Raw genomic sequence first — 14,159 nt, 5'->3', positions numbered from 1 at the left:
GCGCTGATAGGAAAGCGTTGGGACCTCGCCACGTTATGCATCTGCGTCGGACACGGCCTTGGTGGCCGTGAACGTGTGCAAAGGGCTGTTCCGGGTGGGAAGCGGACAGTCTGCTTACGGTCAAAGTGGATAATAAGGCTGCCGTTTGAAGGTACAAAGCCGGATCCAGCCCCTATACTCTTCCCAATCGGTCGTAAGTTATCACAGGATGATGCTCATGCAGGCGTATACCTCGGACACCAGCTTATCGACTTCATGTGTGGAGGTGGGAAAGCTGTCTGCAGTGTGAACGTATTTGTTGCGAGGGTGGGCGATAGAGGTGGAAAAGGCGACGGCTCCTGAGTGGTTCAGATAGCCACGCGTGGCAGGGGGCAGGGTGCGCAGTTGGTGAAGCATATGCCCGATCCCTGACTGCGGAGACCTGCCGTTAGCGCGGAGTATTGACCCGAGGCATGTATCGAAAGCTCGGCTGGCGTGAATAACCTGAAGGAGGCGTTGACGCGTCACCGGCTGCAGCCGAAGGCATCGCCCGAGTTCCTGAATTTCTCTGTCCACCGCCTGCATAAGAGGATCTGAAGTATAAGCCGGAGCGCCCCTTACCAGGGCCTGCATCAATAGGTGGCGGGACTTTCGGGCGCTCACTTCAGCCTCGCATATCGTTCGATCAGTATGCCGACATCGTCAAGGGACCTCTTGGATCGTAACGGTGCCACGACCCAGCCCGCGAACGCGGCGGCTCGGAGCGCCTTGTCGGGATCGCCCCTAACCTCCGGATAGTCCGGGACGAAAAGTGCGTTGGCCGTCGCATTTCGAGGTTCCGCCTCGCCGTCGACGATGTCATACCACCGCCCAGCCTCCGACATCGCTAGGCTGTTCATGGCGGCCAACGTGGGGGTTGCCGAGAAAAACGCGGCGTCCACCTGGCTACCGATCCGATCACGCGACGGGTTGCGCGAGGCCAACCCTCCGCGTTCCGGGCCTTCTTTAGCCTCGAAATCCCGACGCAGAACCCGGGCGAGGCGGTAGGTGTTCGCGAAGCGCTCCTCCGAGCGTTTCTGGGCCTTTTCGGCGCGATCCAGTTGTCGGGAGTGCGAGGGAACGTTTGCAATCCTGAGGAGCGCTGGCTGGGTGCCTCGAGCACCGAGTTCGAGTTCGGCGGCGAACGCATTGTCCGCTCCCGACGGTTCGTCGGCTTCGTGCACGACTCTCACGAAAGTGGTGTGCGGGGGAAGCGCCATCATATTGAGCGCCAGTCGCGCGGTGAATAACGCAGGCCGGCGGCGTTCCTCGGCGGTCGACATCATGACTGCGGTCAGACCGGACCGTCCTCCGACCAACAAATCCACCGAGCGCAACACCAGCGGGTGGTCCGGTGCGGCGACGACCACGAAGTCACTGGTCAAGGACTGTGCCAGTCGCCGGGCGAGTTCATTACGACGTTCTGCAACCGATGGGGCCAAAAGCTTATCCTGTTCGACTACTTCTCATGGCACAGCGTGTTCGTCGGGTGAAGAGGGTGACGCTCGGCGGCGCAAGGGGCGTTGGAACCAAGATCGATGGTCTGCCCTGAAGAATTCTCTATAGTCGCGTCGGTCAAGCCGGCTTATTGAAGTCTTCGCACACGCCGGGTTCATGGTTCTCTTCCCGGTCCATGAGTGTCTCGGCAATGAGTCGCATCTCCGGGACGCATCGAGTTCGCGGGCGATGACCTCGTCGGCACGTCCGGCCAACCCTCGGACGGTAGATTCCGACATGGTCCGACATGCCCCTGAAGGCTCTTCAGCGTCCGCTTTCGAGAAACAGCGATGCGCATCGCAACGGCGAGCTTGGGTCGCGAACTGAAAGTCGGCTTTCCAGCCTAATCTGCCCGCAAGCTGCCGGTCCGGTTTCGGCCCATCTTGACCACGCTGCGAACGACGACGTCGGGTGTTCCGCCGACGGCCCGCTTCCCACAATTTGGGTCAGGGAGCGGACCGTTTCCCTCGTCCAATAATCAAGGCTGCTAAGCGCCGAAGGCGCCGTCGATCGTGTGCATGGCTCCGGTCACAAAGCCTGCCTCAGGACCGGCGAGCCAAGCCACCATCGCGGCTACCTCTTCGGGCCGGCCATGGCGCTTCAAGGCCATGAAGCCGTGCAGAAGATCGCGCATCGGTCCGTCCGCCGGATTGGCGTCGGTGTCGATCGGCCCTGGCTGGACGACATTGATGGTGATGCCGCGCGGCCCGAAATCCCGGGACAGTCCCCGAGCCAGACCCTGAAGGGCGGACTTGCTCAACGCATAGGACGCCATCCCGGGCACAGGCATGCGGTCGCCGTTCACCGAGCCGATCACGATGATCCGTCCGCCCTCCGGCATGCGCCGAGCCGCCTCGACCGAGGCGTGGTAGGGCGCATGGACATTGACCTTGAACAGGCGGTCGATCTCGTCCGGGTCCTGATCCAGCGCATCTCCGAAGATCGCGAAGCCGGAATTGACGACGAGAACGTCGAGCGGGCCGCTTTCGCGCACGGTTGCGATCACGGCGTCACGGTCGGCACTGTCGGTCCGAATTGCCTTGCCGCCGGTCTCCGCCGCCAGCGCCTCGGCCGCGTTCTTCGAGCCGGCATAGGTAAAGGTGACGGTTGCGCCATCCGCCGCGAAGCGTCGCACGATGGCGGCGCCGATCCCCCGACTTCCACCGAGAACCAGGACCGCCTTGCCTTGAAACGTCGTCATGTGTCGCATCCTTGCGCGTTAATTTAGGAGGCGCTACATAATTCTGGATCAGGAGGTCGTCAATGAATTTTGTAGCAGATAGTACAAAAAAGTCTCGCGTTCGCGGTCGACCCCGCCGGTTCGATCCGGAGCAGGCTGTCGCGGTCGCACGTGAACTCTTCCATGCCCGTGGCTACGACGCCGTCAGCGTGTCGGATGTGACCGATGCGCTCGGGATCAACCCGCCGAGTTTCTACGCAGCCTTCGGAAGCAAGCAGGGGCTCTACGCCCGCGTCCTCGAGCAGTACGCGGTCGATGGAGCGATCCCCTATGCGGACATCCTCAGAGAAGATCGTTCCGTGGCCGAGAGCTTGGCAATATTGCTCGAGGAGGCGGCCCGGCACTACGGCACCAACCCGGCGGCCGCCGGTTGTCTCGTCGTCGAAGGGACACGTTGCAATGACGTGGGCGCGCGGGACGCGGCTCTCGCCTACAACATCGCGGCGGAGACGCAGATTCGCGACTATGTCGCCATGCGCCATCCGGAAGCCGCAGCGAGCGTGACGGACTTCGTGGCGACAACCATGTTCGGCCTGTCTTCCAAGGCGCGCAATGGACATAGCCTCGATCAACTTTTGGCAAGTGCGCGGATGGCCGGATCGGCAATCGAGTTTGTTCTGCGCGAATAGTCCCGATTGAGCGGCCGCTTTCGACCGCAGCGCGCGACACGTTGGGATTCCGCGAGGGGTCGTCAACCGAACGCTAACTTCCCGTCCGCGTTGCTTCAGACTTCTCGGTGGTTAATCGCCCCGGTTCGGAAGCGGAGGTGCCCCCAGTTGCTAGATATTCTCATCGAACCCTCCGTTGCTTTTCGTCGTGTCGTAGACACGCTGCGCTTTTTCCATCGCCGAGCCGTTGGCGAGCGACCAATTGTAGAGGGCGGCGAAGGGCTCGCGCAGCGAGCAGCCGAGATCGGTGATCGTGTACTCGACGCCGATCGGCTGCGTCGGCAAAACCTTGCGACTGATCAGGCCGTTGCGCTCCAGGCGCTTCAAGGCCTCGGACAGAGCCTTGTGGGTGATGCCGTCGAGGCGGCGCCTGAGGTCGTTGAACCTGGCCGGCTGCGTGCAGAGAACGCTGAGGATCAGCACCGTCCACTTGTTGGCGATATGTTCGAGGACAGGCCGCGTCGCGGTGACGTCGAGCGGTAGTTCGAGCACGTTTTCGGACATCGGTATACGCCTTCCTATCAAGGCACCTTGCGGTGCGTTCTTGTGATTAGATATAGGAATGATACCTGTCTGTCATCACTAACGTTGTGAGGACAGATGAGCAATATTTCAGGAAAGATCGCGGTCGTCGTCGGCGGCCATGGCGGCATCGGCGGCGCGATCGCGGAGCGCTTCGCGAGAGAAGGGGCGACGGTCTACGCGACCAGCCGGCGCGGCGAAGAGAAAGAGGTCGAGTTCGGGGCCGGCAGGCTGCGTTCGCGCCAGATGGACGCTTCCGATGTGTCTGCGCTCGGTGCCTTCTTCGAGGCGGTGAGCAGCGAGGCCGGACGGGTGGACATGCTCGTCGTCAGCGCCGGCATCGCCGAGTACGCGACCCTCGACGGGATCGGCGAGGATCATTTCGACCGGGCCTTCGGGCTCAACGTGCGAGCACTGCTGTTTGCCGCCAAGGCCGCGACGGCGATCATGCCGGATGGTGGCTCGATCGTGCTGGTCGGATCGATCGCCGGCGTGATCGGCACAAAGGGCTATGGCGTCTATGGCGCGACCAAGGCCGCCGTGCGCTCCTTTGCGCGGACCTGGGCCAACGAGCTGGCGCCGCGCCGCATCCGCGTCAATGTCGTCGCGCCGGGACCGACCGATACCGCCATGATGGCGGGCGCGTCCGAAGAGGTACGCGAGGCGCTGAAGACGCTAATCCCGCTCGGCCGGATGGGCCGTGCCGATGAAGTCGCCTCGGCCGCGCTGTTCCTTGCCAGCGAGGAAGCGAGCTTCATCACCGGAGCCGAGCTGCCGATCGACGGCGGCATGGCGCAGGTCTGAGCTTTCCCGCCAGCCGCCTCCCGCCTGCCACGGCGCGGCCCTGGCAGGCGGTCGGTCTCCTCGGCCTGGAGATGGCGTGGGGACCGCTCGGAAGTCGGGGCGCCGCTCGTCGAGCGCCTCGATCCCTGTCAGACCGTCGGCGACGGTCTGTGACAAAGCAGTGATCTCGCGGCACGCGATGGGGCTTGCGATGCCGGTCAAACAGCCCGGCGTCGCCGCTCAGGGTTCGATCTGCGAAGGCGGTTTGCCAGCGCGGAGCGGTGCGAGGATGTGCCGCTCCACCAGCTCGGGCGTCCACTCGACATACTCGACGACGCTGCCGTCCGCATGCTTCAGATACATCATGCGGCCGGTTGGGATCGCGTGGATGTCGCGCAAAACGGATGCGCCGTTGGCAAGAAGCTTGGCCTTGGCGTCATCGATATCCTCGACAATCCAGGGGCCGAAGGTGCCGCGAATCGGCGCCAGCACTTCGTCCGTTCCACCAATCACGAGCACGTCGCCGATTCCGACGAGGGTCAACGGATCGTAGTCGAGCCAAAGATGCGGCTCCGTGCCATGGACCGCCTTGAGCGTTGCGACAGTGGATTTGAGATCCGTCGTGAACATGCGGGTATAGGTCTTGAGGATCATGACGATGCCTTCTCGTGGAAAAGTCGGGATCCGGCCGGGTCGGACCGGACCGTCGGGCCCAAGCCGAGTCGCTCACCAGAGCGCGACGGCCACTCTCCGCCGCCCGTCCTTTCAAGCGGAGGAAAAGTGGCCGCGCCCTGATCATTCTGCAGATTGGACGCCCCGGCTCAGCGCAGGAACCGCTCCGAGACCGCCAGCATCGTGACGGCATGACCGGCTTGGCCGAGAAGCTGGTCGAAGGCTGCTCGATCGGCGTCCACCCCGTCCTGGAACGCCGTAAGGGTGGGCCACCACAACTGGCGGGCGCCGAGGAACGGTGCGCCGTCGCTATGCACCTCCGCGCTCGGCCGGTTCACCGCATGACGCAGCGCACCGATCCGCAAGCCGAGTTCGGCGTCGTCCGTGCCCACCCAGTCGGGATTGCCGTCGAGGTGGACGAACTGCAGGAGATGGATGCTGGTCGGTCGCTCCAGCACGTCCCACTGCCGATCAACGGCGGATACGGCTCCGATGGGGGGCCGCGAGACGATTACATCTTCCTCGGTAATGAAGAAGATGACATTTGGCAGGTCCTGGAACAATGGCTCGTCGGGGCGGATATTCTCGACGAATAAGGGCTCGTCGACCAGTGCGGCGGCGTCTTTCGGGGAATCGAACGATGGCATGGCAACACCATCGTAATTGTCCTGACCCGGGCCGAGGCGGTCGGTGTCGAACTGGTGCCCCTGGACATATGTGAGCATGCCCGGGATCTGACGGCCCATGGTGCCGTGCGGGTGTCGCCAATGGTCATGGAAGCGCTGGCGGTCGATGTCGGGTCGGCGAGGGAGGAGGGCAAAGAAGCGGATCACAAAAAAGCTCCTGACTTGGTTGAGTGGGTTGCGGTGGTTGGAGGATCAGCCTGAGAGACTTGCCACGGGCGCGACCATCTCCTCGTCTGGGATGAGCGGCCGGACGCCCGAGTCGATCGACCGATTGCGTTCCTTCGCCGAGGCTGGACAGGCTGACGGGGTGATGAGGCCGACGACGCCTAAGCCTGCTGCGGGTCGTCAGCCCGCGCCGCGCCCGGAATGACCTCGGCGCGCCGATGCGGGTCAGGCGGCGATGACGATGGGGTTCGCCGACTCTTGGGCGCCGAAACGGAACAGGCGAAACAGGATATCGGGTGCGGTCATCAGAGCCAGTGCCTCGTTTGGAACGACCGCGAAGATATACAAGGGAAACCTGGTTACAAGAACGCACTTGAAAGTGCGCTGATATAGTCGGGTAAACCGCGTGCCGAAAGAGCGATCATGGCTCGATGAGACCGGCGATGAAGCGAGCTGGTGGTGCGGACGCGCGCGCAAAACGGCCGTCCGGAGAGCCGGGCCAGTCTCGAGAGGGGGGCAAAGATCCCGTCCCTCTCCTATTCCGTCGCGACCGGGCTCGGCCCGCGTTCGAGATAGGTGGACAAGGCGATGTAGCTGCGGGTGCCCGTGAAGCCCTCGATCGAATGGATGCGTTCGAGCAGGTCTTCCAGCGCCTGCGTGTCGCGTGTTCGGACCTTCAGGAGCATGGCGCTCTCGCCCGTGACCGTGTGGATCTCCTCCACCTCGGGAAGCTCCTTCAGCGCCAGGAGGTGACGCGTCACCGCCCAGCTCGTCGTGTCGACATGGACGAAGGTGAGGAGCGGGCGGCCGAGCTTGGCGCCGTCGAGCGAGGCGACATTCGCCTTGATCACCCCATCCTGCCGCAAGCGCTTGACCCGCTCATGAACGGCCGGGGCGGACAGGTTGAGCAGCTTGCCGAGTTCGGCGTAGCTGCGGGAGGCGTCCTCGGCAAGAAGACCTAACAGCGTTCGGTCGCGGTCGTCCAAGCGGGCCGGCGGTGCGAGCCTCGGCCGAATGGGATTCGTATTTTCCGACATGACGTGAAAGGCCTTTGAACCGAATATCGTTCGGAATTATAGAGCTTCTATCTTACGGAATACAAAAGGTTGTCGACGATGACCGAAGGAAATCAGGCATGTTCGATACGAAGGTCGCTATTCTGGTGTTCGACGATCTCGCGATCTGGCAGAAGCTGAACGTCACTGCCTTTCTCGCCACCGGCATTGCCGCGGAGGCGCCGGAAGCCATGGGCGAGCCCTACGAGGACGCGGCGGGTCGCGAGTTTGCCAGGCTTCTCGGGCAGCCGATGCTGATCTTCGCCGCCGGCGAAAGCGAGCTGAAGCGCGCGCATCGCATCTCCGGCGAGAAGGGCCTTGTCACTGCCGCCTATGTCCGGGCGATGTTCTCGACCGGCCACGATGCGGCGAACCGCGAGGCGTTCAAAGCGGAGCCGGCCGATGCTCCCGATCTCGTCGGCATCGCGATCCGCGGCCCGAAGAAGGATGTCGACAAGGCGATCAAGGGGGCGAAGCTGCACCCATGAGCAACACCTCCGTCGGCGTCACCCAAATGCTGCCCTTCGTGAGCTTTGCCTTCGTCGCGTCGATCACGCCTGGCCCGTCCAACCTCCTCATTCTCGGCAACAGCGCCCGTTATGGCTTTGCCGCGGCGCTTCCGATAGTCTGCGGGGCATGCGCGGGGTCGGCGGCTTTGGTCCTGCTCGTCGGATTCGGCACGGGCGAATGGTTGGCCGCACATCCGCACATCCGGACGGTGATGGCGTGGGCAGGGGCGCTTTGGCTGAGCTATCTCGCCTGGCAGATCGCTTCGAAGCCGCCCGCTGATGTCCGCGCCGCCGCCGACAAGCCGACTGGCGGATGGGCGGCGGCGACGCTGCAGGTCGCCAACCCCAAATCCTGGAGCATGGCTCTCGCCGTGGTCAGCGTCTTTGCCGGCGCGAACGCGGATCTGCCCCGTTACGCATTGCTTTCGGCCGTCTTCCTCATGGTCTCGGCGCCGTGCCTGGCGATCTGGGCGGTGCTCGGATCGCGCGCTGCGGGACGAATGCAGTCGGCGAGGAGCGCCAGAGCCTTCAACCTCATCCTCGGCGTGGCGCTCCTCGCGTCCGCGTGGGCCGGCCTCCTGGAGCACGTCTTGGTGTAGCCGACGGACAGACCGCCTCACCTTCAGGCCCCGACGTACCGGGCAAGCTCGTCGGGCGTCCCGTTCGGAAAGGCGTCCCGCAGATGGTCGAGGAAGGCGGAGACGCGGGCACTCAGCAGCCGGCGGCTGGGATAGAGCGCCCAGAGGGCGATCTCCGATCCCTCGACGTCGCCCCAATGGGTGAGCGTCCCGGTCGCGATATCGTGGCTGACCAGCGAGATCGGCAGCCGGGCGACGCCGACCCCCAACCGCACGGCATCGCGCACCATGAGGAGCGAGGCGAGGCTGAGGCAGGGCCGGACAGCAAAGGTGGACGTTCCCGTTGGCGTGGTCACCGTCCAGGCTGCCGCCGGTTCGATCCTGCCGCGCACGACCGCCGGAGTGAGCGATCCGTCGGCCGGAGGGTCGACCGCCGGGCTCGCGACGACCACGAGACGATCCCGCAGGAAGGCCCGTCCAACGAGGCTCTCGTCGCGGTTCGGGTTCACCCGGATCACCAGATCGTAGGCTTCCTCCACCATGTCGACGGCGCGGTCCTCCGTCGTGACATCGAGCCGGACTTCGGGATGCTTCAAAGCAAAATCCGCCGCGAGCTTCCCCATCGCGGTCTGCGAGAAGAGAAGCGGCGCGCTGACCCGCAGGCGGCCGCGCGGGGTGTGGCCGCCCGACGCGATGGCGGACGTCGTTTCTTCGAGGTCGGTGAGCAGCGCGGCCGTTCGCTCATAGAGCGCGCGGCCCTCTTCGGTCAGCTTCAGGGCGCGGCCGCCGCGCTCGAACAGGCGCAGATCGAGGCTTGCCTCCAGTTCCGCGACCCGGCGCGACAGCGTCGCCTTGGGGCGGCCGCTCGCCCGTGCGGCCCGGCCGAAGCCTTCGTGCCGGGCGACGAGGTTAAAATCGGCGAGGGCGAGGAGATCCATCTGTTCCACCTGTGAGACGGCAAGTCCAAATTCGTCGTCTATCGGAATGAATGCGGATCACCGATCTTGCAACTGTCTTCAAACACCAAAACGGAGTTTCTCCTATGACCATTCTGGTGACAGGCGCCACCGGCAATGTCGGCGGCAACGTCGTCGATCAACTCGTCAAGCGCGGTGCCGACGTGCGCGTTCTCGTTCGCGATCCGTCGAAGGCCGACTTTCCGGCCGGCGTCGAGGTCGTGAAGGGCGACCTGCTCGACGTCGATTCCCTGCGCCATGCCTTCTCGGGCGTCTCCTCCCTGTTCCTTTTGAACGCGGTGGTCGCCGACGAATTCACCCAGGCGCTGATCGCGCTCAATCTTGCCCGCGAAGCCGGCATCGAGCGCATCGTTTATCTCTCGGTGATCCACAGCGACGTCTATGTGAACGTGCCGCATTTCGCCGGCAAGTTCGGCGTCGAGCGGATGATCGAGGCGATGGGGATGAACGCCACCATCCTCAGGCCGGCCTATTACATCGACAACGAAGTGACGATCAAAGACGTGGTCACCGGCTATGGCATCTACCCGATGCCGATCGGCACCAAGGGGCTCGCCATGGTCGACGCGCGCGACGTCGGCGAGGTTGCCGCGATCGAGCTCGTCCGCCGCGAGCAGTCGCCGACGCCGCTGCCGACCAACCGCATCAACCTCGTCGGCCCCGAGACACTGACCGGACCCGCCGTTGCGGCGATCTGGAGCGAGGTGCTCGGCCGCGAGATCGCCTATCCGGGCGAGGATTTCGCCGGGTTCGAGCAGAACCTCAGGCAGGCGATGCCGGGCTGGATGGCGCTGGACATGCGCGTCATGGCCGAACGTTTCGTCTCCTACGGCATGGTGCCGGAAGAGGGCGACGTCGAGCGGCTGACGACGATGCTCGGCCGCCCGCTCCATACCTATCGCGACTTTGCCACGGTGATCGCCGCCTGATCCCCACAGCATCGGCCGAAAATCGCAAACGATCTCCGGCCGAGCACGATGTGTCGATTCAATCAGGCAGGGCGTCGTTCGCGCGTCCGACTGGACGCGCGCCGCTCTCGAAACTCAGGACAGGTATCATGATCTACTCGACCGCCACCGTTCCGGTGAACCCGGACGGCGAAGCCAAACCCACTCGCGAACAGGTCTGGAAGGGCATTGAGCTCACGGCCCGCGACGCCCGCGAGTTCCTCCCGGCAGGCCTTTGCACCAGATGCGACGTCAGCGAGGAAACCGCGACCCACTTCTTGCGCGATGCGACGATTGCCGGGGCAGACCTTCGCGAGATCATCGTGCTCGAACCGCAGAGGAAGGTCACCTTCTTCCAGGCGACCGGTCCCCGCGAGGGCGCGATCGTCAACGAGCTCTTCGAGGACGAAGCGGGCGAGCTGCAGCTGAAATTCTACTGCTACCTCGGCCTGCGCGGCAAGGCGCCGAACGGCCCTGAGGAGCAGGCCGAGCAGGCCCAGTTCGACAGCGACAAGGGCTACAAGGCCGCTCTGCTCTCCACCCTCAAGCGCACCCGTGACCTCCTTGCCGAAGGCCGGCTCTGACCTCCGGGCGGCAACCATCAACCGCGGGATCGCCTCGAGCGAGGCATCCCGTTCGTCGAAAGATAATGTCATGGAACAGTCTTCAGCAGCAGCCGAGGCCGCGGCCCATCAGAAAGTCCTCGTTCTCGGCGCGACCGGCGGCACCGGCCGGCACATCGTTGCCCAGGCCATCGCGCGAGGATACGAGGTCACCGTCCTCGCCCGGAACGCCGAAAAGGCGAAGGGTCTCGACGGTGCGAAGGTCGTCCTCGGCGACGCCCTCGACCAGACCACTCTGCGTAAGGCACTGCAAGGTCAGGACGCCGTCATCAGCGCCCTCGGCACCCCGGCAAGCCCGTTCCGCGAAGTGACCCTGCTCTCCACCGCAACTAGGGCCCTGACCGAAGCGATGCAGCATCAGGGCGTCAGGAAGCTCGTCGCGATCACCGGGATCGGCGCCGGCAACAGCCGGGGGCATGGCGGCTTTCTGTTCGACCGCCTCATCATGCCCCTGCTGCTCAGGAAGGTCTATGCCGACAAAACCCGGCAGGAGACGATCATCGCGGGCAGCGGCCTCGACTGGGTGATCGTGCGTCCCACCGTGCTGAACGACAAGCCGCGCCGCGGCGCGGTCCGGGCGCTGCTCGACCTCGGCGGCTTCAACGGCGGGACGATCGCCCGGGCCGACGTCGCCGACTTCGTCGTCGACCAGGTGGAAAGCGAGGCCTATATCGGGAAAACGCCGCTCATCACATGGTGAGCCGCCGCCACCCCGCGCGAGCGGGGTCGCTCTTCGGCCATTGTCATCGCCACATGATGGCTATCGCGCCAGGAGCCCTCGCTCGTTCGCGGCGTCGAATTTGACAACATCGCTTTTCATGCGGCTTCCCCATCGCGCGACGAAGGCTGCCGTATCCTCGGCGGCCAGATGGTTGTCGAGCGCCGCCTGATCCCGCCAGCGTTCGGCGACCAGCATTCGCCCGGCGGCGAAATCCTCAGGCGCGACAGCGAAGAACAGGCAGCCGTCGTGGGCGCGCGCCGCTTCGCCGAATGTCGCCATCTCGGCGAGGAAGACCGCGACATCGGTCGCTTCGATGTGAATGTGTCCGATAACGACCAGCATGACCGGCTCTCCTCAGCAATCGACCGGTTCACGCGACGGTGAGGACGATCTTGCCCTGAATGCTGCCCTGTTCGGCCCGCGCGTGCGCAAGGGCTGCTTCGGCAAGCGGGTAGGTGCTGTCGATCACGACGCGGACGGTTCCGGCATCAAGGAGAGGCGCGGCCTCCTTCAGCTGTGCGCCGCTGGAGCGGACCTGCGTCGACGACACGGTGATGCCGAGGCGTTCCGCGTCGTCCTGAGCGTCAAACCCCAGCGGGAACGCCAGGAACAGGGCGCCGCCCCGTCTGATCGTCTTCAGGAAACGGGACGCCGGCTTGCCGCCGACCGTGTCGAAGACGAGATCGACGTCGCGGATCACCGTATCGGCCGACGTCTTTTTGTAGTCGATGAACTGATCGGCCCCGAGATCGCGCATCAACGCCTCGTGCTTGCCCGAGGCAACGGCGATGACGCGGGCGCCCTTCCAACGCGCCAGCTGGACGGCCAGATGCCCGACGCCGCCCCCCGCGCCGTTGACGAGGACCGTCTTGCCGGCGAGCGGCACGGGAACATGGGGAACGGGTTGGAACGGGTTCGGCTCTTCGTGGCCGAGATCGATCAGGAACTGCCAGGCGGTGAGCAACGACATGGGCGCGGCAGCCGCTTGCTCTGGGGCGATGCCCTTCGGCTTCGGTGCCAATTCCGAGGCAGGCACGTTGACATACTCGGCGTAAGCCTTGCTGCCCTCCATCACATCGGTGGGGAAGCGGACCATGGCGTAGACCTCGTCGCCGGGAGAAAAACCGGTCGCGCCTTCGCCGACACTTTCGACGATGCCGGAAATGTCGGAGCCGAGGATCAGAGGGAACATCGGATGAGGTTGCCACTCGGGCGGCAGCGAGCGATAGCCATTCCGCAGATACCAGTCAGGTGGGTTGAGGCCGGCGGCTTGCACCCGCACCAGGACCCCGCCGGCCTTCGGCTCCGGTTTTGGGGCATCCTCGTAACGGAGCATTTCGGGCCCGCCGAATGCGTGCAGGCGGACTGCCTTCATCGTTTCACTCATAATCCCGGCCTTCGCTGATTGGACTGCGATCGATGTATTCGAGGTGACCGCTCTTGATTATCGGGGCGAATGTCGCTTCAGTTGTGCCATGAAGGAACAAATGGCTTTGGAGCGACTGACGGGCCTCGCAGCCTTCGCACGGGCGGGCTCGCTCGGCAGCTTCACCGCCGCCGCCCATGCGCTGTCGATTTCGCCCTCGGCGGTCAGCAAGAGCGTCCAGCGGCTGGAAAAGCAGCTCGGGGTTTCGCTCTTCACACGCACGACGCGGTCTCTGACCCTGACGCCGGAAGGCCGAGACCTGCACGAGCGGGCCGTCAGGCTGCTGCGGGATGCCGAGGCGATCGGGCAGACGGCATTGGCGGCGCGCATGGAGCCGTCGGGTCCCTTGCGGATTACTGCGTCCCTGCCGATCGGCATGCATGTGATCGCACCGATGTTGCCGGCTTTCTGCCAGAAGCATCCGAAGGTCAGCGTCGACCTGCGGCTGAGCGATCGGATGGTTGATCTCGTGGATGAGAATATCGACGTCGCGGTCCGCATCGGAGACCTACCCGACACCGGCCTGTTGTCGCGCAGGCTTGCGCCCCATCGCTTGTGCTGTTTTGCCTCGCCAGCCTATCTTGCAAGGAAGGGTATGCCGCAGCACCCCGAGGAACTGGCGGAGCACGACACCGTCCTGTTGCGCTATCAAAGCACGGGGCAAATCTTGCAGTGGCCGTTCCGGATCGCAGGGCGGGTGTTGGAGATGACTCCTGCGGCGAACCTCTCGGTCGATGTCAGCGAGGCGCTTGTGGCTGTTCTGGCCGCGGGCGGCGGGATCGGAGTGGCCGCGACGTTCGTCACGGCGCCCTATGTCGCCCGTGGCGAACTCGTGCCTATCCTCGCCGATTTTGCTGTCGAGCGCGACAACATCACCGCACTCTGGCCTGAGAGTCGTCGCACCAATCCCGCCGTCCGTGCATTCCTGACAGTGATGCAGGCATCCTTTCGGGATCGGATCCGATTGCTTGATGCGGAATGATGTCCGCGAACCAGGTCGAATTCTTACTCTTGAACCGATCGCAACGGGCAGCTTGCCAGTCGGCAGCTTTTCCATCGGTCGTGTCCGAAA

18 protein-coding genes are annotated in these 14,159 nt (G+C 64.3%); 8 read left to right on the top strand and 10 right to left on the bottom strand.

All coding sequences use genetic code 11. The features are described from left to right. Nucleotides 1-638 precede the first annotated feature (638 nt). The gene (locus tag AB5S17_RS08810; protein WP_369238282.1) at nt 639-1,403 is read right to left on the bottom strand and encodes a hypothetical protein; all 765 of its coding nucleotides are present in this window, start codon (nt 1,401-1,403) and stop codon (nt 639-641) included. 599 nt (nt 1,404-2,002) lie between these two features. Beyond that, on the bottom strand, nt 2,003-2,716 hold the full coding sequence (gene bdcA / locus AB5S17_RS08805; protein ID WP_369238280.1) for an SDR family oxidoreductase: 714 nt from the start codon (nt 2,714-2,716) through the stop codon (nt 2,003-2,005). 62 nt (nt 2,717-2,778) lie between these two features. On the opposite strand from bdcA, the gene AB5S17_RS08800 reads away from it, so the two are divergent. Continuing rightward, nucleotides 2,779-3,384 (top strand): TetR/AcrR family transcriptional regulator, encoded by a 606-nt coding sequence (locus AB5S17_RS08800; RefSeq protein WP_369238278.1) that lies wholly within the window; start codon nt 2,779-2,781, stop codon nt 3,382-3,384. A gap of 150 nt (nt 3,385-3,534) precedes the next feature. Here the strand turns inward: AB5S17_RS08800 and AB5S17_RS08795 are convergent, their stop codons facing one another. Next, nucleotides 3,535-3,927 carry a winged helix-turn-helix transcriptional regulator gene (locus AB5S17_RS08795; protein WP_369238276.1) on the bottom strand — a complete coding sequence of 131 codons (393 nt, stop codon included), beginning with the start codon at nt 3,925-3,927 and terminating at the stop codon, nt 3,535-3,537. A 96-nt stretch (nt 3,928-4,023) separates the two neighbouring features. Between AB5S17_RS08795 and AB5S17_RS08790 the strand changes: the two genes are divergently transcribed. Continuing rightward, nucleotides 4,024-4,749: an SDR family NAD(P)-dependent oxidoreductase gene (locus AB5S17_RS08790; protein WP_369238274.1), complete on the top strand. Its 726-nt coding sequence runs from the start codon at nt 4,024-4,026 to the stop codon at nt 4,747-4,749. 219 nt (nt 4,750-4,968) lie between these two features. Here AB5S17_RS08790 and AB5S17_RS08785 read toward each other — a convergent pair whose 3' ends face one another. The 4 genes from AB5S17_RS08785 to AB5S17_RS08770 all read right to left on the bottom strand — a co-directional run bounded on the left by AB5S17_RS08785 (nt 4,969) and on the right by AB5S17_RS08770 (nt 7,237). Continuing rightward, nucleotides 4,969-5,382 (bottom strand): VOC family protein, encoded by a 414-nt coding sequence (locus AB5S17_RS08785; protein WP_369238272.1) that lies wholly within the window; start codon nt 5,380-5,382, stop codon nt 4,969-4,971. A gap of 167 nt (nt 5,383-5,549) precedes the next feature. Then, nucleotides 5,550-6,233 carry an EthD domain-containing protein gene (locus tag AB5S17_RS08780; RefSeq protein ID WP_369238270.1) on the bottom strand — a complete coding sequence of 228 codons (684 nt, stop codon included), beginning with the start codon at nt 6,231-6,233 and terminating at the stop codon, nt 5,550-5,552. A gap of 243 nt (nt 6,234-6,476) precedes the next feature. Then, the gene (locus tag AB5S17_RS08775; protein ID WP_369238268.1) at nt 6,477-6,599 is read right to left on the bottom strand and encodes a hypothetical protein; all 123 of its coding nucleotides are present in this window, start codon (nt 6,597-6,599) and stop codon (nt 6,477-6,479) included. Nucleotides 6,600-6,787: 188 nt separating this feature from the next. Beyond that, complete coding sequence (locus tag AB5S17_RS08770) at nt 6,788-7,237, bottom strand: Lrp/AsnC family transcriptional regulator (RefSeq protein WP_369238266.1); 450 nt, start codon at nt 7,235-7,237, stop codon at nt 6,788-6,790. Between the two features lie 149 nt (nt 7,238-7,386). On the opposite strand from AB5S17_RS08770, the gene AB5S17_RS08765 reads away from it, so the two are divergent. Both AB5S17_RS08765 and AB5S17_RS08760 read left to right on the top strand, forming a co-directional pair. Further along, nucleotides 7,387-7,794 (top strand): DUF2000 family protein, encoded by a 408-nt coding sequence (locus tag AB5S17_RS08765; protein WP_369238264.1) that lies wholly within the window; start codon nt 7,387-7,389, stop codon nt 7,792-7,794. Further along, nucleotides 7,791-8,414, top strand: a complete 624-nt coding sequence (locus tag AB5S17_RS08760) for a LysE family translocator (protein ID WP_369238262.1) — start codon at nt 7,791-7,793, stop codon at nt 8,412-8,414. Before AB5S17_RS08765 ends, AB5S17_RS08760 begins: the two co-directional genes overlap by 4 nt. A gap of 23 nt (nt 8,415-8,437) precedes the next feature. On the opposite strand, the gene AB5S17_RS08755 is transcribed toward AB5S17_RS08760, so the two are convergent. Then, a complete protein-coding gene (locus tag AB5S17_RS08755) occupies nt 8,438-9,331 on the bottom strand; it encodes a LysR family transcriptional regulator (protein ID WP_369238260.1) in 894 nt (297 codons plus the stop codon). A 104-nt stretch (nt 9,332-9,435) separates the two neighbouring features. Between AB5S17_RS08755 and AB5S17_RS08750 the strand changes: the two genes are divergently transcribed. From AB5S17_RS08750 to AB5S17_RS08740, 3 genes are all read left to right on the top strand, one after another. Then, the gene (locus AB5S17_RS08750; protein ID WP_369238258.1) at nt 9,436-10,299 is read left to right on the top strand and encodes an SDR family oxidoreductase; all 864 of its coding nucleotides are present in this window, start codon (nt 9,436-9,438) and stop codon (nt 10,297-10,299) included. 128 nt (nt 10,300-10,427) lie between these two features. Further along, nucleotides 10,428-10,901 carry an AtaL-like protein gene (locus AB5S17_RS08745; protein ID WP_369238256.1) on the top strand — a complete coding sequence of 158 codons (474 nt, stop codon included), beginning with the start codon at nt 10,428-10,430 and terminating at the stop codon, nt 10,899-10,901. Nucleotides 10,902-10,971: 70 nt separating this feature from the next. Then, nucleotides 10,972-11,640, top strand: a complete 669-nt coding sequence (locus tag AB5S17_RS08740; RefSeq protein ID WP_369238355.1) for an NAD(P)-dependent oxidoreductase — start codon at nt 10,972-10,974, stop codon at nt 11,638-11,640. A 60-nt stretch (nt 11,641-11,700) separates the two neighbouring features. Here the strand turns inward: AB5S17_RS08740 and AB5S17_RS08735 are convergent, their stop codons facing one another. Both AB5S17_RS08735 and AB5S17_RS08730 read right to left on the bottom strand, forming a co-directional pair. Further along, complete coding sequence (locus tag AB5S17_RS08735; protein WP_369238254.1) at nt 11,701-12,003, bottom strand: putative quinol monooxygenase; 303 nt, start codon at nt 12,001-12,003, stop codon at nt 11,701-11,703. Between the two features lie 28 nt (nt 12,004-12,031). After that, nucleotides 12,032-13,048, bottom strand: coding sequence for an NADP-dependent oxidoreductase (locus AB5S17_RS08730; RefSeq protein WP_369238252.1), 1,017 nt, complete (start codon nt 13,046-13,048; stop codon nt 12,032-12,034). An 88-nt stretch (nt 13,049-13,136) separates the two neighbouring features. Between AB5S17_RS08730 and AB5S17_RS08725 the strand changes: the two genes are divergently transcribed. Continuing rightward, the gene (locus AB5S17_RS08725; protein WP_369238353.1) at nt 13,137-14,069 is read left to right on the top strand and encodes a LysR substrate-binding domain-containing protein; all 933 of its coding nucleotides are present in this window, start codon (nt 13,137-13,139) and stop codon (nt 14,067-14,069) included. The last annotated feature ends 90 nt before the right edge of the window (nt 14,070-14,159 follow it).

The sequence above is a fragment of the Jiella sp. M17.18 genome (assembly GCF_041027365.1).
In the GTDB taxonomy this organism is placed as follows: domain Bacteria; phylum Pseudomonadota; class Alphaproteobacteria; order Rhizobiales; family Rhizobiaceae; genus VKMB-3413.
Note: the sequence above shows the minus strand (reverse complement) of the source record. Positions and strands in the feature narration are given on the sequence as shown.